Origin of the sequence: Paraburkholderia sp. BR10872 (assembly GCF_040965835.1) — a bacterium.
Lineage (GTDB): Bacteria > Pseudomonadota > Gammaproteobacteria > Burkholderiales > Burkholderiaceae > Paraburkholderia > Paraburkholderia nodosa_A.
Genome location: NZ_JBFRCN010000038.1, coordinates 71,923 through 91,927, shown reverse-complemented (window position 1 = coordinate 91,927; position 20,005 = coordinate 71,923). Strand labels below are relative to the sequence as shown.

Here is a 20,005-nt window from a genome sequence, read left to right as displayed (position 1 = left end):
GCGCGCAAGCCGTGCGCGCACTCGACGGCGTATCGATCGAGCTGCATGCGGGCGAGACGCTCGGCGTCGTGGGCGAATCGGGCAGCGGCAAGACGACGCTCTCGCGCAAGCTGCTCGGCCTGCATGCGCCCGAAGCGGGCGGCGCCGTCGAACTCGACGGCAAGCGCCTGCACGCCCACGTCGCGCGGCGTCGCGCCGACGAGCGCGCGGCGCTGCGCGTCGTGTTCCAGCATCCGGACGCCTCGCTCAATCGCGCGCTGCCCGTGAAACGGCTGATCGAGCGCGCGCTGTCCCGGCCGCGCGACGACACGCCGGCAGTTCACCAGGCCTCAGACGAATCGCGCATCGCGGGACTGCTCGAGGCCGTACGCGTACCGGCACGCTATCTCGTGGCACGCGCGCGGCAACTCTCGGGCGGGCTCAAGCAGCGTGTGGCGATTGCCCAGGCGTTCGCGGGCGAGCCGCGCATCGTGATCTGCGACGAGCCCACCTCGGCGCTCGACGTCTCCGTGCAGGCCGCGATTCTCAACCTGCTCGCACGCCTGCAGCGCGAACGCGGCGTGAGCTACCTGTTCATTTCGCACGACCTGGATGTCGTGCGCTATCTCGCCGATCGCATCGTCGTGCTCTATGCGGGCCGCGTCGTGGAAAGCGGTCCGGCCGGCGCGGTGTTCGACGGCCCGTGGCATCCGTATACAGAAACGCTGCTGGCCGCGCGTGCGCTCGGTGCAGCAACGGCCAACGGCGCGAACGCCGCGGGGCGCGGCTGCATTTTCAGCGCGCACTGCCCGCGCAAGCTCGGCGCCATTTGCGACGAAGCGCCTCCACCGCTCGCCGACGCGGGCGGCGGCCATCGCATTCTCTGCCACATTCCCGTAGACGAATTGCGCGCGCAACAGAGCGCCACCGCGGCCACACAAGCGGCGACCTGACGGTGCGATAGCTCGCTATCGCATCCGGCTTCGTTGCGCTGTCCGCTTTCGCAACGCGATTCGCGCCATTCAGCGCGCGCGTTTCATCGCCGTAACGTTTTCCGCGTTTTTTCCGCCACGCGGGCGACACATCAATTGTCAAGTCCACCCCACACGCCTCTCCCCGGCCGATGGCACAAAACTGGCTATATCGCCACCAGGCATCCGGCCGCTGCAATCCAGTGCAATCCGCCCCGACAGGCGCGGGGCGTCGCACCGGGCGGACGAATGACCGGTCGCTCGACGCGCTTGTGATCTGCCATCCCACACCACGGGCTCCGACAATCCACAAGCAGTCCTGCGCAAACCGGTCATCCTGCGCACGGCCTGACCGGGTGCCTTTTGTTTGGCGAGTACCGCTCCGGCCGGATCGAACCCAATACGCCGGCGCGAAGCGGGTTGCGAGCCTGACGGAGTCGGCGCACGCGCACGAGGCGTGCGGCCTGCACGGGGGGCATGGGAGACGACAGCGCATCACGCTGCCGCCTTGCGGGGAGAACAAGATGAAAAAGATCAACATTCATCAGTACTGCGATTGGATAAGCCGGGGAGCTGGCATGTGCGCGGTGGGCGCGGGGGTTTTACTTGCCGTGATCTCTGCGCACGCTGCAGGGGATGCCATCACTCCGGTGATCCTGCTCGCCGACGCACCTTTGCCGGCGAGCGGGGTCGAGGGCTTCGGGGCTTTCGGCGCACCGGTTGCTGCCGATTCGCCTGCTGCCAGCATCTCGTCGAAAACTGATTCGGAGTCCGATTCGGCTGCGCTGGCGAGCGACGTCTCCACGGTATTTGCGCCGAACGATTGCATTAGCCGGACGGGCAGCGCATGTTTCCGGGGCAACGGCGGCGGCCGTGGCGGCCCGGGTTCATCGAGCGGCAGCAGCGGCGGCCGTGGCGGCCCGGGTTCATCGAGCGGCAGCAGCGGCGGCAGCGGCGGCGGTGCGGGCGCCGCGACGGCCAGCACGGGAGGGCTTGGCCGCAGCGGCAGCTCTAGCGTCGGAGGGACGGGACCGAGCGGTTCGGGAGGCGGTTCCAGCAACTCCGGCGGCGGAAAAGGCGGCAGTGGGAAAGGCGGCGGTGGAAGCAACGGCGGTAGCAACAGCGGTGGCAGTAACAGCGGTGGCAACGACGGTGGCGGAAGCAGCGGCGGTAGCAACAGCGGCGGCAGTTCAGGCGGCTGTGGCTGCGGCAGCCACGGCGGATCGGCTAGCGGCCCTTCGGGCGGCCCAGCAGGCGGATTCGGCGGCGGCTTTGGCGGGGGTTTCGGCGGATTCGGCGGTGGCTTCGGAGGTGGATTCGGCAAAGGTGGACCGTCGGGCGGCCCGGGCGGCGGGTACGGCGGCGGACACGGTGGCGGCCATGGCAGCGGTCATTGAACCTGTACGGCGGTGCAGGCAGACCGCCGCAGCCACTCCGATCTGGCGCGACGGCCAGGCGCGCCAGTCCTGGCGTCGGCGGCGGCGTCCCGGTCCCCCGGCCGGGCACCGCCGCCGTGGGCCGGTAGCCGGATGCGCGATGCGCGTGGCGTTCCCGGGCGGCCACAGCGGCTGTCTGCTCGCCATACGCCGATGCCTGGTATGACCGCGCATGCAAACGCCTACCCCATTCGCGCCCTACAGCATCTCGAGCGGACGCTTGCTGCGCGGCGGCTTGAAATACGCGTCGAGCGCCGCGTGCTCTTGCTCGCCGAGTGCGAGATCGAGCGCCGCGCGGTTGTCGCGCACGTGCTCGACGCGCCCCGCCTTCGGAATCGCACAGACCCCGCTTTGACCCAGCACCCACGCCATCGCCACGCGATAGACCGACACCCCGTGTGCGTGAGCGATATCGTCGAGCGGCGAGCGCCTCGGCAAGCGCGCGTGATCGACGGGGCTATACGCCATCACCGGCATGCGATGCGCGGCGCTCCACGGCAGCAGGTCGAATTCCGCGCCGCGCCTTGCGATGTTGTAGAGAATCTGGTTGGTCGCGCACGCGTCGCCGCCGGGCGTAGCGAACAGCTCCTCCATGTCGTCGGTGTCGAAGTTGCTCACGCCCCAGTGACGGATCTTGCCCGCGCGCACGAGCGCTTCGAACCCTTCGACCGTCTCTTCGAGCGGCACCCCGCCGCGCCAGTGCAGCAGATAGAGATCGAGCCGGTCGGTGCCGAGACGTTTCAGGCTCGCCTCGCACGCGCGCGCGACGCCGCTGCGGCTCGCGTTGTGCGGATACGCCTTGCTCACCAGAAACACCTCGTCGCGCAGGCCCTGCAAAGCCTCTCCGACGAGGCGCTCGGTCGCGCCGTCGCCGTACATCTCGGCGGTGTCGATGAGCGTCATGCCGAGCGCCACGCCTTCGCGCAGCGCGGCGATTTCCGCCGCGCGATGCGCGCTGCGCTCGCCCATTTCCCACGTGCCCTGCCCCAGCTTCGGAATGCGTTCGCCGTCCGGCAATGCGACGCTTGCAATATCGGTCGTCATGATCTCCCTTTGCGCGCCGCAACGGCGCCCACTGGCAAAGAACGGCCAGTGTATCGCCTCGCGCGCAATGCGGTCATACGCACTCTCGCAAGCCGTTCATTTCCGCGATTGCGCATCGATGACATAAAATTGCCCTTCGCCTTTCATGCCTGCCTCCCATGAACGCACCCACGGAAGACCGCTGGCGCGACCTGCGCCCGGACCCGGACAACGACACGCCGCTCTATCTGCAGCTCGCGCGCAAGCTGAGCCTCGCGATCCACGACAATCGCTGGAACGCGGGCGAAGCCCTGCCTTCGGAGCGCGTACTCGCGGAGTCGCTCGGCGTTTCGCGCATCACGGCGCGCAAGGCGATCGCGCTGCTCGTCGAGCAGGGCCTGATTCGCCGCACGCAAGGCGCGGGCAGCTTCATCACGCCGCGCATCGAAGACCCGCTCTCGCGCCTCACGAGCTTCAGCGAGATGCTGCGCCAGCGCGGCTTCACGCCGAGTTCGCGCTGGCTCTCGCGCGAAATCCAGCCCGCAAGCCGCGATGAAGTGATCCAACTCGGGCTCTCGCCGGCGGCGGCCGTCACGCGCCTGAAGCGCCTGCGTCTGGCCGACGGCATCGTCATGGCCGTCGAAAACTCGACCTTTCCCGCCGCGCTGATTCCCGACCCGAACGCGATCGGCGATTCGCTCTATAGCTTTCTCGAACAGCGCGGGCTTTCGATCGTGCGCGCGCTGCAACACTTTCGCGCCGTGAACGCGAGCGACGAAATCGCGCGGCAGATGAGCATCGCGCCCAACGAGGCGCTGCTGCTCATCACGCGCGTGGGCTATACGTCCGATCAGCGCGCCATCGAACTCACCGATACCTACTGCCGCAACGATTATTACGATTTCGTCGCGGAATTGCGCAAGTAGCGCGCGAAAACGCGACAGCGTCTAGTCGTTCCATGCCGGCGCATCGCTGCCGATCGGCACCGGCGGCCGCGCATGAAACGCCGGCGTGAGTTCGAGCTGCTCGGCGGGCGCCACCGCGCGCACGCGCCCGAACGGCGAGTCCATTTCCTCCAGGCAATCGGTGAGATCGGCCGCGCCCACCTCGGGTGCCTGCTGGCCGTCTTCGAGCGTGCCCATCGTCTGCAGCCAGCGGCCCGTTTGCGCGAGGGAAAGGCGCACGTGCCAGCTGCCGCCTTCGCGCACGCGCCGGGCGAGCGCGACCATCGCGCCGAACGCGGCGAGATAGCCCGTGGCGTGATCGAGCGCCTGGCAGGGCAGCGGGCGGGCCGTGGTGAATGGCTGCGCGCCGGCTGCGCCGTTGCCGTGTTTTGCCGCGGCGACGCTCTCGGCCCACACGATGCCGCTCGCCGACTGCACGAGGCTGTCAAAGCCGCGCCGCTCGCGCCACGGCCCGCGATGCCCATACGCGCCGATCGACACGCACACGATGCCGGGCCGCACCTGCGCGAGCGCTTCGGGCGCGAAGCCGCGCGCGGCGAGCGCGCCCGGCCGGTACCCTTGCACGAACACATCGGCGTCGCGCGCGAGTGCGCGTAACTGCTCGCACGCGGCTGCGTCACGCAGGTCGAGCGTGGCCGAGCGCTTGCTGCGGCCGTTGTCGATTACGAGCGGCGCGATGTTCGGCAGATGCGGGCCGTTGATGAGCAGCACGTCCGCGCCGTGTTGACCGAGCGTGCGCCCCGCCACCGGCCCCGCGATGATGCGCGTGAGGTCGAGCACGCGTACGCCTTCCAGCGGACGCGCGCCGCCACCCGCTCGCGGCGCCTCGGCGGGCGCGTCGCCGATGCGCTCGATCTCGAACAGCGGCAGGCTCGCCACCGCCTTCGCCTGCTCGTGCGCGGCCCATTCGCGCGGTGCGCGCACGAGCGCGGCGCACAGGCCCGCTTGCGCGAGCGCTTCGTCGAGCGCCGCGCCTTCCCAGCCAAGAATCGCGCGCGCGACGGCGTCGCGGTCGTCCGCGCATTGGAGCACGCGCAGGATGCCCGCGAGGTGATGCGGGAAGTTCGCGTGCAGCTGGATCCAGCGGCCGTCGCCGGTCGGGAAATGGCCCGTCACCGGATGACGCAGCTCCGTGGGCGGCTTGCCGTCCACACTCAAATAGCGCTCGCTGCGAAACGCGGCGAGCGCGCGGCGCACGTCGATCGCGACGCGCTGCATCCGGCCCGTGCGCAGCGCGTGCAGTTGCGCGGCCGCGAGCCCCGCCGCGCCGATGCTCGCCGCCGCGAGCGTGCCCACGCGAAAAATCGACGGCAAGCCGGGATCGACGCCTTCCATGTCGAGCCAGTCGAGCGCGGACGGGTCGCAGGCTGCCAGCATCCAGAGGTGTTCGAGCGCGTCGCGTGGCGTCATGGCGTGCAGTCCTTTTGCGAGGGAAGCGAGGAGAAAATGAGCCAAAGTGATGTCACGCATCGTCGCGCCGCTCGAATCCCGGATCAATCTTGATTATGATGATCAACATAGATTGATTTCTCCGGTTCCAGGAGGCGAGCCACCATGTCCAGCTATATGACCGCGGAACAAGCCGCTATCGAACTCGGCATCAGCCGGGCCACGCTCTACGCCTATGTGAGCCGCGGACTCATCGCCTCGGCGCCCTCGCCCCATGGCCGCCACAACCGCTACGACGCCGCCGAGGTGCGCCGCCTCGCGCGCCGCAAGGCCGATGGCAAGCGCGCGGGCAAGGTCGCGCAGAAGGTGCTCGACTGGGGCGTGCCCGTGCTCGAATCGTCGATCACGTTGATCGCCGACGGCAAGCTCTTTTATCGCGGCGAGGACGCCATCGCGCTCGCGCGTCAGGCCTCGCTCGAAGAGGTCGCGGCGCTGCTGTGGCAATGCGCGCCGCGCCGCGTGCTGCAGGCGCCCGAGGCGCCCATCGCGGCCGCGCAATGGTCCGCATGGCTGAAGATCTGGAGCGGGCACACACCGCTCGAACGCGCGCTCGTGCTGTTGCCCGCCGCCGCCGCGCAGATGCCGCGCATCTGGGCGCAAGGCCGCGACGCGCAAATCGACACCGCTGCGATGCTCATGCGCCTGCTCGCGGCGGCGCTCGTTTCCACCGCGCCGTCGAACGAGCCGCTGCACCGCCAGCTAGGCGAGGCGTGGGGCGTGCGCTCGCGTGCGCAAACCGACTTGCTGCGCGCCGCGCTCGTGCTGTGCGCGGACCACGAACTGAACGCCTCGACGTTCACGGTGCGCTGCATCACCTCCACCGGCACGCATCTGTTCGGCGCGGCAACGGGCGGCCTGGCCGCGCTGGCCGGGCCGCGCCACGGCGGCGAAACCACGCGCGTGGCCGCGCTGTTCGACGAAGCCGCGCGCGCCGACGACCTGCATCGCTATCTTGCCGACCGTCTCGCGCCCGACGAACTCGGCGCAGCCGTGCCGCTGTCCGGCTTCGGCCATCCGCTCTATCCCGCTGGCGACCCGCGCGCGCGCCTCTTGCTGGACCTGCTCGCCCACCGCGCGCCGGCGCGCTCGCCGATGGACGAAGTCGACGCGCTCGCCCAGGCCGTGGCCGAGACGAGCGGCGCGCGGCCGACGCTCGACTACGCGCTCGCCGCCATCGAGCGCGTGCTGGGGCTGCCGCGCGGCGCGGCGTTCACGCTGTTCGCCGCGGGCCGCGTGACGGGCTGGATCGCGCATGCGCTCGAACAGACCGCCGACGGCAGGCTGATCCGTCCGCGCGCGCGCTACGTGGGGGAAATGGCAGGCGGGACGACGCCTGCCGCCCGGCACATCGCGTAGCACGAGCAACGACGCCAACCCGGCTCAACCCGCCGCCCGGACGCCCCACTGCCCGCGCTGCACCCAGCCGCGCAACGCCTCGCCGATGCGCGCCGCGACACCGCTCGCACCCGCCGCGCGCACGCGTTCCATGTCGACCGGCGCCACCGTCCACGCCGGCGCAGCGGCGCTTGCGCCGCCCAGCGCCAGCACGAAACGCGCCCCTTCGCGGCCCGCGCTCACGTGCACGCGCACGCCCGCGGCCAGTCCGATCGACTCGCCGGCGCGCAGCCAGTAGTCGCCGGCGTCGCCCGCGATCGTGAGCCACAGTTCGCCCTCGCTCACATGCAATTGAATTGCCTCGCCGAGCCGCCAGGTTTCGACGGGCTCGCCATGTTCCAGTTCGAAGATTCGGATTTCGCGCATTGCCGTGCTCCTTGCAGACTGGCCGCCGAGTCACCCTCGGATGGCCGTGGGAAGGCTGGCTGACAAGGACTTGAAGCGCCTTCCCGGTAGGAGCATTATTGCGATCAGTGACGCACGATCCCATGTACAGTTCCGAACAGTTCATCTGGAACTGTGCAGCCAAAAAACCGAACAGTCACTGCCGTTTCAAACCGCAGCCTCAAGCGGCCTACCCAGCGAGACCCAGATGAAACTCGAACTCGACCGCGCGAGCGATGTGCCGCTCACCGACCAGATCGTCACCGGCGTGCAGACGTGGATCCGCTCGCGCGCGGCGCACCCGGGCTCGCGCCTGCCGTCGATCCGCCAGTTCGCCGCCGATTACGCCATCAGCCGCTTTCCCGTGATCGAGGCCTATGACCGGCTCGTCTCGCTCGGCTATCTGGACTCGCGCCACGGCTCGGGTTTTTACGTGAGCGAGCACGCGCGCTCGGGACTCTCCGGCATGGGCACCTGCGACCTCTCGAACGCCGCCGACGAATCGGGTCACCTGCTCAGCCAGCTCGAACGCGAGGGCGAACTGCTGCAGCTCGACAGCGGCTCGATCCCGCAGGCGTGGCGCGACATCGACGCGCTCGGCCAGGCGATCCGCCATGTGTCGCGCAGCGACCCCGCTAGCCTCGTCGACTACGGCACGCCAACGGGCGACGCCACGCTGCGCGAGCATCTGCGCAACCGGCTCGCGCCGCTTGGCATCGTCGCCGAGACGCAGCAGATCCTCATTACCGAAGGCGCGAGCGAAGGCCTCGACCTGCTCATGCGCTACATGCTCAAGCCCGGCGACACGGTATTTGTCGAGGACCCAGGCTACTACAACCTGTACGGTCTGCTGAAACTGCACGGGGTGCGCCTCGTGGGCATCCGCCGCACGGCGAGCGGACCCGACCTCGACCATTTGCACGCGATGCTCGCCGAGCACCATCCGCGCGCGTTCTTCGTCAACACGGTGTTCCACAACCCGACCGGCTCGACGATCTCGCCGCCTGTCGCGTTCCGCCTGCTGCAGCTTGCGCGCGAGCACCGCTTCACGATCGTCGAGGACGACATCTACGCCGACTTTCAGGCCGATCCCACCGACCGGCTCGCGGCGCTGGACCAGTTCGAGCACGTCGTGTACGTGGGCGGACTTTCGAAGACGCTCTCCTCGGCGCTGCGCGTGGGCTATGTGGTCGCCAACCCGGCGATCGTGCGCGATCTCGCGGCCATCAAGGCGCTCACCAGCATCAGCGGCTCGCGCTTCTCGCAGGCCGTGGCCGCCACGCTGCTCGAGCGCGGCGCGTATCGCAAATACCTCGAACGACTGCGCCGGCGCATCGCCGAGGCGCAAGGATCGGCCACGCGCACGCTCGAAGCGCATGGGTGGGAGCTGTTCGGCAGCGCGGCGGCGTCGACCGCCGCGGCGAGCGCGGCGCGCGGCTATGCGCAAACGGGCGGCAAGTTCGTCTGGGCGCGCGTGCCGCACGTGGAGGATTCCACCCGCCTCGCCGCCTGCGGCGAGCCGCTCGGCGTGGCGGTCTCGCCGGGCAGCCACTTCCGCCCGCAAGGCGAGGCGAGCCCGTGGATTCGCATCAACGTGGCGCTCACGCTCGACCCGCGCGCCCAGGCTTTCTTCGCGGCGGCGGCGCGCCTCGACGGATAAACGCGCGAGGCGCCGCACGCCCCGGCGCCTCGGCCGCTTACGCCACATTTGCGGCAGCCGGCCCGGCCGTCTGCGTGCGCGCGCCGTTTTCCCTACAATGGCGCTTGCCTGCGCGCCCCTCTCCTCGCCCATGTCCGAATCCACCGCTGCGTCCAGCACCACTGCGTCGCCCCGCTCGCTGTCCGTGATGCTGTGGCTCGTCGCCACCGGCTTCTTCATGCAGACCCTCGATTCGACCATCGTCAACACGGCGTTGCCGGCGATGGCGAGGAGCCTCGGCGAACTACCGTTGCGCATGCAATCAGTGGTGATCGCGTATTCGCTCACGATGGCGGTGATGATTCCCGTATCGGGCTGGCTCGCGGACAAGCTCGGCACGCGGCGCGTGTTCCTCGGCGCGATCTTCGTGTTCACGGTCGGCTCGCTCCTGTGCGCGAGCGCCCATACACTGAACCAGCTCGTGGCCTCGCGCGTCGCGCAAGGTGTGGGCGGCGCCATGCTGCTGCCGGTCGGCCGTCTTGCCGTGCTGCGCACGTTTCCCGCGGAACGCTATCTGCCCGCGCTCTCGTTCGTGGCGATTCCGGGGCTGATCGGCCCGCTCATCGGCCCGACGCTCGGCGGCTGGCTCGTGCAGATCGCCTCGTGGCACTGGATCTTTCTCATCAACGTGCCGGTGGGCGTGGTGGGCTGCATCGCCACCTTCATCTTCATGCCCGACAGCCGCAACCCCGACACGCCGCGCTTCGACCTGCCGGGCTACCTGCTGCTCGTGATCGGTATGCTCGCGATTTCGTTCGCGCTCGACGGGCGCAGCGAATTCGGCATCCAGCACGCCACGGTGCTCGTGCTCTTCATCCTTTCGCTCGCCGCGTTCGTGGCCTACGGGCTGCACGCGGTGCGCACGCCACAGCCGATCTTTTCGCTCGACCTTTTCAAGATCCACACCTTCAGCGTGGGGCTGCTCGGCAACCTGTTCGCGCGCATCGGCAGCGGCGCGATGCCGTATCTGATTCCGCTGCTGCTTCAGGTGGCGCTCGGCTACACGGCGTTCGAGGCCGGCCTCATGATGCTGCCCACGGCCGCCGCGGGCATGTTCTCCAAGCGCCTCGTGACGTATCTCATCATGCGCTACGGCTACCGCAGCGTGCTGGTCTCGAACACGGTGCTCGTGGGCCTCATGATGGCGAGCTTCGCGCTTTCCACGCCCCACGAGCCGCTGTGGATGCGCATCGCGCAACTGGCGATCTTCGGCGCCGTGAACTCGATGCAGTTCACGGCGATGAACACGCTCACGCTCAAGGACCTCGGCACGGGCGGCGCGAGCAGCGGCAACAGCCTTTTCTCGCTCGTGCAAATGCTCTCGATGAGCCTCGGCGTGACCGTCGCGGGCGCGCTGCTCACCACCTTCACGGGCATCATGGGCCACAAGACGGGCGAGAACGTGATTCCGGCGTTCCACGCGACCTTCATTTGCGTGGGCATCATCACGGCGGGCTCGTCGTGGATCTTCGCGCAGCTCTCGTCGGACCTGCGCCGCACCGCGAAGAAGACCGATCCGTCCGAGCGGACCTGACAGCGCGCCTGACAAGCCGGGCCCGGGGTCGTTGCGGTCGCATCCTCACCGCCGGCGCGCGCACCGCAAAGGTGCGGCGCGCCTCGTGGCTGTGCGTCGCCTGGTTTCGCGCCGAATTCACGCACCATCCCGCACGCTATCCCGAAATAGCGCGTGCGCCACCGCACGGGCCAACGGGCACGGGACTTGGGACTCGCATACTTTTTGCTGTTCTATCCTGTAAACTGGACGCTCACGCGTCCCGCCCGTCACGTCCGTCCCGAGCGCCATCGAAACGAAATGACCAGCATGATCGACATCGATCCCCCCGGTTTCCAGTCTCGCCCCATCGCCGGCGAAGAAGGCGCCCGCCGCACCGTGCTATACGGCGGCTACACCGTCTTCAGCGTGTTCCAGCCCGTGTTTTCGGTCGCGCACCGGCGCGCGATCGGCTATCACGCGTCGCTGCGCGCGCACGACGAGCAAGGCCAGCACGTGCCCTCGCAGGAGGTGTTCACGCAGGCGGCGCGCCGCGGCGACCTGCTCGAACTGGGGCGTCTCGCGGAATCGCTGCATCTGGGCAACTTCAACGCGTTCGATTCGCATGACGAATGGCTCTTTCTGAGCCTGCACCCGGCCGCGCTCATGGACACGAGCTACGGCGACGCCCTGCTCGCCGGCCTCAAGGCGCTCGGCCTGCAGCCGCAGCGCGTGGTGCTGGAAGTGTCGGAACAGGCGGGCGGCGAGAATTCGCGCTTCGCGGAGATCATCGACGGATTGCGCAAGGCGGGCTTCGTGATCGCGCTGGATGGCTTCGGCGCGAAGCATTCGAACATCGACCGCGTGTGGCAGGTGCGGCCCGACATCGTCACGCTCGACCGCAGCCTGCTCGCCCAGGCGAGCCGCCACGCGCATATCGAGCGCGTGCTGCCGGGGCTCGTCTCGATGCTGCACGAGTCGGGTCAGCTCGTGCTCGTAGGCGGCCTTTCGACCGAGCGCGACGCGCTGATCGCGCTGGAAAGCAACGCCGACTTCGTGCAGGGCGCGTATTTCGCGCGGCCCGACGTCGAGCCCGTGCCGCCGGCCAAGGCCGCGCAGCTCATGGACGATCTTTCGGCGCGCCTGCGCGAGCGCGTGGCCGCGCGCGAGCGTTCGCAGTCGGCGCGCCTCGCGCCGTACGTGAGCGCCATCGAAGCGGCCGCGAAGCAGCTTGCCGAGGGCGCGACCATGAGCGACGCCACGCTGCCGCTGCTCGGCCTCGACGACACGGCGCGCTGCTTCCTGCTCGACGCGTCGGGCCGCCAGATCGGCGACAACGTGCTGCCCGACGGCCGCACGTCGCAGCGCGCCAAGCGCTTCCGGCCGCTGCTGCATTCTGAAGGCGCAAGCTGGGAACGGCGGCCTTACTTCATCGGCGCAAGGAAGGCGCCAGGCCGCGTGCAGTTCACGCCGCCCTATCTGTCGATCAACGAGGCGCACCTGTGCGTCACGGCCTCGGTCGCCTTGCAAACGGAGCACGGCGTGCAGGTACTGTGCGTCGATATCAACTGGGACGCCGCGTTGCGCGGCTAGCCTGCGTTCAGGCTGAGGCTCACGCTCACGCGAAGACGACGGGCTGCGTGAGCTGGGTCGCGCAACCGTGTGTGGCGCACGCGCGAGCGGTGACGGTAAGCGTGGACACGCACACCGCGCCGTCGCTCGAAGCGAGCCGGGCCAGCATCTTGCGCACCGCCTCGCCGCCGAAAGCCCGGTTGGCCGCCTGGAGCCTGTTGGCCGGCTCCGCGCTCCCTTCTTCCATCGCCGCGACACAAACCACCGGCTCGGGCAGCCCGTCGCGGTCGTCGCGCACATGCAGCCAGGCGGCGAGCGCGCCGTCCTGCGCGACGAGCGCCACGCCCGGCTCGCCGTCCAGCGCAAGCGCTTCGGCGCGCAGAACGCGCGCAACGGGCGCTTCTTGCGGGACCTCGCTGCGAGACTCTTCGGCCGCGCTCGCCACGACCAGCGCGTTTGCCGTCACCCCCAGCAAATCCATCAATCCCACGCGATCCTGTGCTTGCAGTACGTCACGCAAGCGCTCGACCGTGCGCGCGTGCCGCACTTTGTCTGCTGGCGCCGCTTGCGGCACGGCCTCGCGAGCGAGCCGAACACGGGCACGCCGCACGATCTGCCGGCAATGCTCGTTCGTGCAGCCGGTGAGCGCGCCGATCTGCGCATAGTCGCAGTCGAAGGCCTCGCGCAGCACGAACACCGCCTGCTCGAGCGGTCCCAGCCTTTCGAGCAGCAGCAGCAGCGCGTCCGAGAAGCGCCGCGCGCGCAAGCCCGCCTCTTCCGCAGAAGGCGCCGCGTCGTCGAGCCACGCGGCCTCGTGCTCGCCCGCTTGCTCGCGACGCAAACGCCGCAGCCGGTCGATCGCAAGGCGCACGGTGACCGTGGCGAGCCACGCCTGCGGGACGCGCAGGGCTTGTGCGTCCGCGTCGCGCCAGCGGAACCACGCGTCCTGCACGACGTCCTCGGCCTCCGCACGGCTGCCCAGCACGCGTGCGGCCAGCGCAATGAGCCGAGCGCGCGCCTCGCCGAAGGCGGCGGCGCGGCGCGCGTCGGTCCACGCTGCCGGTGCCGGATCGGCTTCGTCGCTCACTGGGGTCGCTGCCTCATTACACCCGGTGCCTTCCGGACTCGTTCCTTCGATTGTGTCGATCGCCTGCGTCATTCGCTTCGCTCCTTCGCCATGCGTGCTCGCTGCCGCCCTTTCCCTCATGACGTCCGGCACGCGGCCGGCGTGACAGCCTCACGCAAAAATATTTTCGTCACGGGCGACCCGCGGCGGGCGTCATGGCAGCAGTGGCGCAATCGCGCCGCCTACGGAAAAAACACGAGGCCCGTCATGCCATCCTTTGCACTGAATCATGCAGCATTGCCGCCGAGCGCGCTCAATCTCGTCCCGACCGTAATCGAAACCTCGGGGCGCGGCGAGCGCGCCTACGACATCTACTCACGCCTCCTGCGCGAGCGCATCGTGTTCCTCGTCGGGCCGGTGACCGAACAAAGCGCGAGCCTCGTGGTCGCGCAACTGCTCTTTCTCGAAGCGGAAAACGCGGACAAGGACATCAGCTTCTATATCAACTCGCCGGGCGGTTCGGTCTACGACGGACTCGCCATTTACGACACGATGCATTTCATCAAGCCCGATGTCTCGACGCTGTGCACGGGTTTCGCCGCCAGCATGGGGTCGTTTTTGCTCGCCGCGGGTGCAAAGGGAAAACGCTTCGCACTACCGAACGCACGCATCATGATCCATCAACCTTCGGGAGGCGGCCAGGGCACCGCCGCCGATGTCGAGCTGCAGGCGCGCGAGATCCTGTACCTGCGCGAGCGCCTGAACGCGATACTCGCCGCGCGTACCGGACGCGGCATCGAGCAGATCGCGCACGACAGCGACCGCGACAACTTCATGTCGGCCCACGCGGCCGCCGAGTACGGCCTGATCGACCGCGTGCTCGAGTCGCGCGACGACCCGTTGCTGCGCTAAAGCGCTGTGTCCGCGGCTCGCGGGCTCACGCGAGCCGCACGGCGAGCCACGCCGCCAGCACGCCCTTGTACTCGGCGACCAGCAGCTTGCGCTCCTTCGGCTTCGCCGCGGCGTATAGTGGGTTGAGGCTCTTGATGACCTGCAGCATGACTTCGGCCACGCGATAGGCCTCGTCCGACGCAAGCGCCGGCTGATAACGCAGGAAGAGCGCCGTGAAACGCTGGCGCAGCAGATTGCGCACGGCCGCATCGCGCTTGAAGCCGAGCGGCACGGATAGCAGCGGCAAATACGCGGGATAGTCGTGCATCAGATCGACCATCAAGTCGAACAGCCGCTCGACGAGTTGCGCGAGCGGCAGCTTGCCTGCATCGTCGTGCGCGGCGATGAGCGCGCTCCAGCGCGCGTCCATTTCGTCGCCATAGCGCTTGCGCAGCGCGAGGGCCAGTGCCTCCTTGTTCGGAAAGTACTGATACGCCGCGCCCACCGAAACGCCCGCCTGCTGCGCGATCTGCGTCATCGTCGCCGCTTCGAAGCCGCGCTCGGCGAAGGCTTCGCCTGCGGCTTCGAGCAGCGCGTCGACCGTGCGCGCCGCGCGTTCCTGACGCGGCACGCGCCGGGCGTTGGCGCGTGCCTCTTCCTTTTGCGCCTCTTTGCGCGCAAGCGGGTCTGCCGCCATATCTGAAGCCTCCTTCACATTCGTGTATGATTATGTGAAGCCATCCTCACATATAGGTGAACCATGACGCAAGCACTTTCACTGAATGCGCGCACCACGGCGCTCGTGATGATCGACCTTCAGCACGGCATCGTAGGCCGCCAGATCGCGCCCTATAGCGGCGCGCAGGTCGTCGCCAACGCCAAACCGCTCGCCGACGCACTGCGCGCCAAGGGCGGCACCGTCGTCTGGGTGCACGTGCTCCTGAACGAACTGCTCGCGTTGCCCGCCGACGCGCCCGGCCGCACGCCCGACACGCCGCCCGCACCGGCCGAAGCCTCGGAACTCGTGCCCGAGATCGGCGCGCAACCCGAGGACGTGATCGTCGCCAAGCGCCAGTGGGGCGCGTTCTACGGCACGAACCTCGAGCAGCAACTGCGCCGCCGCGGCATCGACACCATCGTCATCGGCGGCATCGCCACGAACTTCGGCGTCGAATCCACCGCGCGCGCGGCGTTCGATCTCGGCTTCAAGCTCGTGTTCGTCGAAGATGCCACCTCGGGTCTGAACGAAGAGATGCATCAGTTCTCGTTCGAGAAACTGTTTCGCCACATGGGCCACGTGCGCTCGACGCAGGAAACCATCGCCGCGTTTGCGTAAATTCGTTTGTATAAAACGCTTCGCACAAAACAAAAAAGCCCTCGACTCGCATCGAGGGCTTTTGCATGTGCCGCAGCCAGTGCGGCGCATTCAGCAGGGCTTCGTATTACGCGAAGTTCTGTGCTGCGAAGTTCCAGTTCACGATGTTCCAGAACGCTTCGACGAACTTCGGACGCGCGTTGCGGTAGTCGATGTAGTAAGCGTGTTCCCACACGTCGATCGTGAGGAGCGCCTTGGCGTCGGTCGTGAGCGGGGTGGCGGCGTTGCTGGTCGACACGATGTCGAGCGAGCCGTCAGCCTTCTTCACGAGCCACGTCCAGCCCGAACCGAAGTTGCCCACGGCAGCCTTCGTGAAGGCCTCCTTGAACGCGTCGTAAGAGCCCCACTTGGCGTTGATCGCGTCGCCGAGCGCGCCCGACGGTGCGCCGCCGCCTTGCGGCGAGAGGCTGTTCCAGAAGAACGTGTGATTCCAGATCTGCGCCGAGTTGTTGAACACGCCACCCGACGACTTCTTGACGATCTCTTCGAGCGAGAGCTTTTCGAACTCGGTGCCCGGAATCAGGTTGTTCAGATTCGTGACGTAAGCCTGGTGGTGCTTGCCGTAGTGGAACTCGAGCGTCTCTTCCGACATGTGCGGAGCGAGGGCGTTCTTCGCGAACGGCAGCGGCGGGAGCGTAAATGACATGATGCGGTTCCTTCGTCGTGTTATGGGGAGTTCTGCGTGATAACCGGCATGGAGCACTCGATTGTAGGCGAGTTGGAATAACCCCGCAAACGAGCGGCCTTTATGCCGGATATCGTTTGCGCAGGGCTTTTCCGAATGAACCGCGATGCGTTTTGCGCCGATGCAACGACGCTCGAACAACGCTTTCCATGCCTGCTTGGCGCGCAGGCGAGACGGCTGCAATCGCGTTGCAATCTTCGCGCAACCGGTGTGCAAACTTCCTGCAACGAGACTGCAACAATCGCTTGCCGCGACGATATTTCGTCGAGGCGAAGCGATCCTCGCTGAGCAGCAAGCAACGGGCCCGGCAGGCCGGCTGCGAGCCCAGATCAGAAACCGTCGGCGAGGCGCGGCTGGACATCGGCGAGCGCGACGTCGGCGCTGCCCTGCGCGAGATGCACGGTGAGCCGCTTGCCGGGCTTGAGCGTGGCGGGCGAGCGCACCGCTGCACCGGTTTGCGCATCGAGCAGCGCCGCGTAGCCGCGCTCGAACGTGCGTTGCGGGCTCAGCACTTCGAGGCGGGCCGTGAGCTCCGAAACGCGCGCCGCTTCGCGCTCGCGCTGGCGCGCGAAGGCGCCGTCCAGACGCCGGCCGAGCGACTCCAGCTGGGCGCGCTGCGCGGCGGCGTCGGGCCGCGCGCGCTGCCAGCGCATCTGCATGACGTTCAGGCGCGCACGCGCCTCGGCGCTGGCACGCGAGCCGGCCGAAGCGAGCCGTATCGTCAGCTGGCGCAGGTGCGTGCGCTGCTGCGCGAGCCGCTCGACGGGCGAAACGAGCCGGCGCGCCAGCCAGTCGAGCTGCTGCGCGCACCGCTCGAGCAGACGGCCGAAATCGCGTGCGAGCGTGGCATGGCGCTGGTCGAGGTCGCGCAGCAGCAGCGTGCGCTGCGGACTAACGAGTTCCGCCGCGCCAGTGGGCGTCGGCGCGCGCACGTCGGCGGCAAAATCGGCGATCGTGAAATCGGTTTCGTGCCCCACGCCGCTCACCACGGGAATGGCGCTGGCCGCGATCGCGCGGGCAAGCGCCTCGTCGTTGAACGACCACAGGTCCTCGATCGAGCCGCCGCCGCGGCACAGCACGAGCACGTCCACCTCGTTGCGCGCGTTCGCTGTCTCCAGCATCGCCGTGAGTTTTTCCGCCGAGCCCGCGCCCTGCACCGGCGCGGGGTAGACGATCACCGGCACGTGCGGCGCGCGGCGGCACAGCGTGGTCAGCACGTCGCGCAGCGCGGCGGCCTGCATCGACGTAATCACGCCGATGGCGCGCGGATGCGAGGGCAGCGCGCGTTTGCGCTCAGGGTCGAAGAGCCCTTCGGCTTCGAGTTGCGCCTTCAGCCGCAGGAAGGCTTCATAAAGGCGGCCCTGGCCGGTACGCCGCACGGCCTCGACATTCAGCTGGAGTTCGCCGCGCGGCTCGTACATCGTGACGAGCGCGCGCACTTCGATACGGTCGCCTTCGCGCGGCGTGAATTCGGCGTACTGCGCACGGCCACGGAACATCACGCAGCGAATCTGCGCCTGGGCGTCCTTGATCGAGAAGTACCAGTGGCCGCTCGCGGCGCGCGTAAAGTTGGAAACTTCGCCGGAAATCCATGCAAGCGGGAACGTGCGCTCGAGCATCGAGGCGATCGCCCGGTTGAGCGCCGAGACCGGCACGACGACGTCGCCCGAAGGCGCGGAGGAAGCGGAGAAGCGGTCGGATAGCATGCGTAAGGGTGTGGAGAAACCTTGGCCGGACAGACGATAGACCGTTCGGGGGGCGATAGTCCAGCACGAATGAGACCCGGCCCGCAAGCCGCGCGAAGTGTCCACATCGGCGCTGTCATGCGGCATGCTGACCGCAGCCGGCCCGCAAACGCTGAAAAAATCGCTCACGCCATTGATTTCTATACGTTTTTTATCGATATCACATCCTTACAGGCCGATGGAGAGGCCGAGGAATGGGCTTTTGCGCCTTCCCGGGATGTACTTCTCCACAAAGTTATCCACAGGCGTCGATTTTTCGGGCGTTTCGCGCGGCTTGCAGGCAACCGACAGTTGCGTGCGGCCCGGCAACTTGCCGCGTAACGCCTACCCGCGCTAGAGTGCCGGGTTCACGAACGCCTGTGCCGCATCACTCGCATACGCAGGTCATTCGTCTGCCGTCCTGTTTGTCACTCAGCTCACCTGGAACCGGAGAACCGACCCGATGCCCGCCCTGCCTGTCTGCTTCCCGCATACCGCGTGCGGCGCTTCGCGCGCAAATTACCGCGCATATTGCCGATGAGCGGCCCCGTCTCCAGTCTCAAGGAACGCCTCGAAGCGCAGTTTGCGCACGCCTGGCAACGCCGCGGCGCACTCGCCTGGGGGCTCACGCCGCTCGCCGCCGCGTTCGCCGCCGTGAGCGGTGCGCGCCGCGCCGCCTTCGCGGCGGGCTGGCTCAAGAGCGTTCGTGTGGGCGTGCCCGTGGTGGTGGTCGGCAACGTGACCGTGGGTGGCACGGGCAAGACGCCCACGGTGATCGCGCTCGTCGAGGCGCTGCGCGCCGCGGGCTTCTCGCCGGGCGTGGTCTCGCGCGGGTATGGCGCGAAAATCGCCCGCCCCACGCCCGTCACGGCCGATACGCCCGCGCGCCTTTGCGGCGACGAACCCCTGTTGATCGCCCGCCGCACGGGCGTGCCCGTCTGGGTCTCGCCCGACCGCGTGGCCGCGGCCACGGCGCTGTGCGGCGCTCACGGCGATGTCGACGTGATCGTGAGCGACGACGGCCTGCAGCACTACCGCCTGGTGCGCGACGTCGAGATCGTGGTGTTCGACCATCGCCTGGGCGGCAATGGCTTTCTGCTGCCGGCGGGCCCGCTGCGTGAGCCGCTCTCGCGCCGGCGCGACGCCACGCTGGTGAACAACCCGTTCGAGCGCACGCTGCCGGCCTGGCCCAATACGTTCGCGCTCAAGCTCGAACCCGCCGACGCCTGGCATCTCGCCAATCCGGCGCTGCGGCGTCCGCTCGCGCAGTTTGCCGCCGGCGCGGCCGCAGTGGGGCAAGACGCAGGCACACAGGGATCGCCGGGCGCGCTGCGCCTCGTGGCGGCGGCCGGCATCGGTTCGCCGGAGCGCTTTTTCGCGACGCTGCGCGCGGCCGGCCTCGCGCCGCAAACGCTGCCGCTGCCCGACCACTACGCCTACGCAACCAACCCGTTCGCCGACGTCACCGCCGACGCGATCCTGGTCACTGAAAAGGATGCAGTAAAATTGGGGGCTTGGAACGACGCGCGCATCTGGGTCGTCCCCGTTGAAGCCGCGCTCGATCATCGCCTCATTACCCTGGTTGTGGAGAAACTTCGTGGACGCTCGTCTGCTTGAAATCCTGGTCTGCCCGATCTGCAAGGGCCCGCTCAGCTATGACCGCGCCGCGCAGGAGCTGATCTGCAACGCCGACAAGCTCGCCTACCCGATCCGGGACGGCATTCCGGTCATGCTCGTCGACGAAGCGCGTCAAACCGTGGAAGGCACGCCGGTCGATCCGCACGGGCCGAGCGCCGCGTAAGGCGCGCGGGCGGCGCCACCCGCGCCGCTCACTCCGCTCATCTCGTCTTACTGGCTCGAAACCGGGTCACGCGCGCCGCCGCCCGGCGCGCTGTCGTC

The 20,005-nt window shown here is 68.4% G+C and carries 19 protein-coding genes; 12 read left to right on the top strand and 7 right to left on the bottom strand.

Translation table 11 applies throughout. From position 1 onward, the window contains the following. A partial coding sequence (locus AB4Y43_RS26660) for an ABC transporter ATP-binding protein (RefSeq protein WP_368729146.1) occupies positions 1 to 932 on the top strand: 932 nt, incomplete at its 5' end. Positions 933 to 1,474: 542 nt separating this feature from the next. Then, positions 1,475 to 2,347, top strand: coding sequence for a hypothetical protein (locus tag AB4Y43_RS26655; RefSeq protein ID WP_368729145.1), 873 nt, complete (start codon positions 1,475 to 1,477; stop codon positions 2,345 to 2,347). Positions 2,348 to 2,584: 237 nt separating this feature from the next. Here the strand turns inward: AB4Y43_RS26655 and AB4Y43_RS26650 are convergent, their stop codons facing one another. Next, on the bottom strand, positions 2,585 to 3,430 hold the full coding sequence (locus AB4Y43_RS26650; RefSeq protein ID WP_368729144.1) for an aldo/keto reductase: 846 nt from the start codon (positions 3,428 to 3,430) through the stop codon (positions 2,585 to 2,587). A 158-nt stretch (positions 3,431 to 3,588) separates the two neighbouring features. On the opposite strand from AB4Y43_RS26650, the gene AB4Y43_RS26645 reads away from it, so the two are divergent. Continuing rightward, complete coding sequence (locus AB4Y43_RS26645; protein ID WP_342948490.1) at positions 3,589 to 4,335, top strand: GntR family transcriptional regulator; 747 nt, start codon at positions 3,589 to 3,591, stop codon at positions 4,333 to 4,335. Positions 4,336 to 4,356: 21 nt separating this feature from the next. On the opposite strand, the gene AB4Y43_RS26640 is transcribed toward AB4Y43_RS26645, so the two are convergent. After that, complete coding sequence (locus AB4Y43_RS26640) at positions 4,357 to 5,784, bottom strand: CoA transferase (RefSeq protein WP_368729143.1); 1,428 nt, start codon at positions 5,782 to 5,784, stop codon at positions 4,357 to 4,359. A 144-nt stretch (positions 5,785 to 5,928) separates the two neighbouring features. Between AB4Y43_RS26640 and AB4Y43_RS26635 the strand changes: the two genes are divergently transcribed. Beyond that, positions 5,929 to 7,179 (top strand): citrate synthase family protein, encoded by a 1,251-nt coding sequence (locus AB4Y43_RS26635; RefSeq protein ID WP_368729142.1) that lies wholly within the window; start codon positions 5,929 to 5,931, stop codon positions 7,177 to 7,179. A 24-nt stretch (positions 7,180 to 7,203) separates the two neighbouring features. Here the strand turns inward: AB4Y43_RS26635 and AB4Y43_RS26630 are convergent, their stop codons facing one another. Beyond that, entirely contained in the window at positions 7,204 to 7,584 is a 381-nt protein-coding gene (locus tag AB4Y43_RS26630; RefSeq protein WP_342948487.1) for a DUF2917 domain-containing protein, read from the bottom strand. 226 nt (positions 7,585 to 7,810) lie between these two features. Here AB4Y43_RS26630 and AB4Y43_RS26625 point away from each other — a divergent pair, with 226 nt between their 5' ends. The 3 genes from AB4Y43_RS26625 to AB4Y43_RS26615 all read left to right on the top strand — a co-directional run bounded on the left by AB4Y43_RS26625 (position 7,811) and on the right by AB4Y43_RS26615 (position 12,386). After that, positions 7,811 to 9,262 (top strand): PLP-dependent aminotransferase family protein, encoded by a 1,452-nt coding sequence (locus tag AB4Y43_RS26625; protein WP_069262781.1) that lies wholly within the window; start codon positions 7,811 to 7,813, stop codon positions 9,260 to 9,262. Between the two features lie 130 nt (positions 9,263 to 9,392). Continuing rightward, the gene (mdtD, locus tag AB4Y43_RS26620; RefSeq protein ID WP_069262782.1) at positions 9,393 to 10,835 is read left to right on the top strand and encodes a multidrug transporter subunit MdtD; all 1,443 of its coding nucleotides are present in this window, start codon (positions 9,393 to 9,395) and stop codon (positions 10,833 to 10,835) included. A gap of 279 nt (positions 10,836 to 11,114) precedes the next feature. Further along, complete coding sequence (locus AB4Y43_RS26615) at positions 11,115 to 12,386, top strand: EAL domain-containing protein (protein ID WP_368729141.1); 1,272 nt, start codon at positions 11,115 to 11,117, stop codon at positions 12,384 to 12,386. A 25-nt stretch (positions 12,387 to 12,411) separates the two neighbouring features. Here AB4Y43_RS26615 and AB4Y43_RS26610 read toward each other — a convergent pair whose 3' ends face one another. Next, a complete protein-coding gene (locus tag AB4Y43_RS26610) occupies positions 12,412 to 13,524 on the bottom strand; it encodes a sigma-70 family RNA polymerase sigma factor (protein ID WP_368729140.1) in 1,113 nt (370 codons plus the stop codon). 174 nt (positions 13,525 to 13,698) lie between these two features. Between AB4Y43_RS26610 and clpP the strand changes: the two genes are divergently transcribed. After that, positions 13,699 to 14,343: an ATP-dependent Clp endopeptidase proteolytic subunit ClpP gene (clpP, locus tag AB4Y43_RS26605; protein WP_368729139.1), complete on the top strand. Its 645-nt coding sequence runs from the start codon at positions 13,699 to 13,701 to the stop codon at positions 14,341 to 14,343. Positions 14,344 to 14,368: 25 nt separating this feature from the next. On the opposite strand, the gene AB4Y43_RS26600 is transcribed toward clpP, so the two are convergent. Next, positions 14,369 to 15,019: a TetR/AcrR family transcriptional regulator gene (locus AB4Y43_RS26600; protein ID WP_069262786.1), complete on the bottom strand. Its 651-nt coding sequence runs from the start codon at positions 15,017 to 15,019 to the stop codon at positions 14,369 to 14,371. 63 nt (positions 15,020 to 15,082) lie between these two features. Here AB4Y43_RS26600 and AB4Y43_RS26595 point away from each other — a divergent pair, with 63 nt between their 5' ends. Then, positions 15,083 to 15,658 carry an isochorismatase family protein gene (locus AB4Y43_RS26595; protein WP_342948483.1) on the top strand — a complete coding sequence of 192 codons (576 nt, stop codon included), beginning with the start codon at positions 15,083 to 15,085 and terminating at the stop codon, positions 15,656 to 15,658. Positions 15,659 to 15,764: 106 nt separating this feature from the next. Here AB4Y43_RS26595 and sodB read toward each other — a convergent pair whose 3' ends face one another. Both sodB and xseA read right to left on the bottom strand, forming a co-directional pair. Then, the gene (sodB, locus tag AB4Y43_RS26590) at positions 15,765 to 16,343 is read right to left on the bottom strand and encodes a superoxide dismutase [Fe] (RefSeq protein WP_042266176.1); all 579 of its coding nucleotides are present in this window, start codon (positions 16,341 to 16,343) and stop codon (positions 15,765 to 15,767) included. Between the two features lie 368 nt (positions 16,344 to 16,711). Further along, positions 16,712 to 18,088 (bottom strand): exodeoxyribonuclease VII large subunit, encoded by a 1,377-nt coding sequence (gene xseA, locus AB4Y43_RS26585; RefSeq protein ID WP_342948481.1) that lies wholly within the window; start codon positions 18,086 to 18,088, stop codon positions 16,712 to 16,714. Between the two features lie 117 nt (positions 18,089 to 18,205). Between xseA and AB4Y43_RS26580 the strand changes: the two genes are divergently transcribed. The 3 genes from AB4Y43_RS26580 (at position 18,206) to AB4Y43_RS26570 (ending at position 19,907) form a co-directional block, all read left to right on the top strand. Then, positions 18,206 to 18,448 carry a hypothetical protein gene (locus AB4Y43_RS26580; protein ID WP_368604060.1) on the top strand — a complete coding sequence of 81 codons (243 nt, stop codon included), beginning with the start codon at positions 18,206 to 18,208 and terminating at the stop codon, positions 18,446 to 18,448. A 195-nt stretch (positions 18,449 to 18,643) separates the two neighbouring features. After that, entirely contained in the window at positions 18,644 to 19,723 is a 1,080-nt protein-coding gene (gene lpxK / locus AB4Y43_RS26575; RefSeq protein ID WP_069262789.1) for a tetraacyldisaccharide 4'-kinase, read from the top strand. Next, a complete protein-coding gene (locus AB4Y43_RS26570; RefSeq protein ID WP_042266182.1) occupies positions 19,704 to 19,907 on the top strand; it encodes a Trm112 family protein in 204 nt (67 codons plus the stop codon). Before lpxK ends, AB4Y43_RS26570 begins: the two co-directional genes overlap by 20 nt. Positions 19,908 to 20,005: the final 98 nt, after the last annotated feature.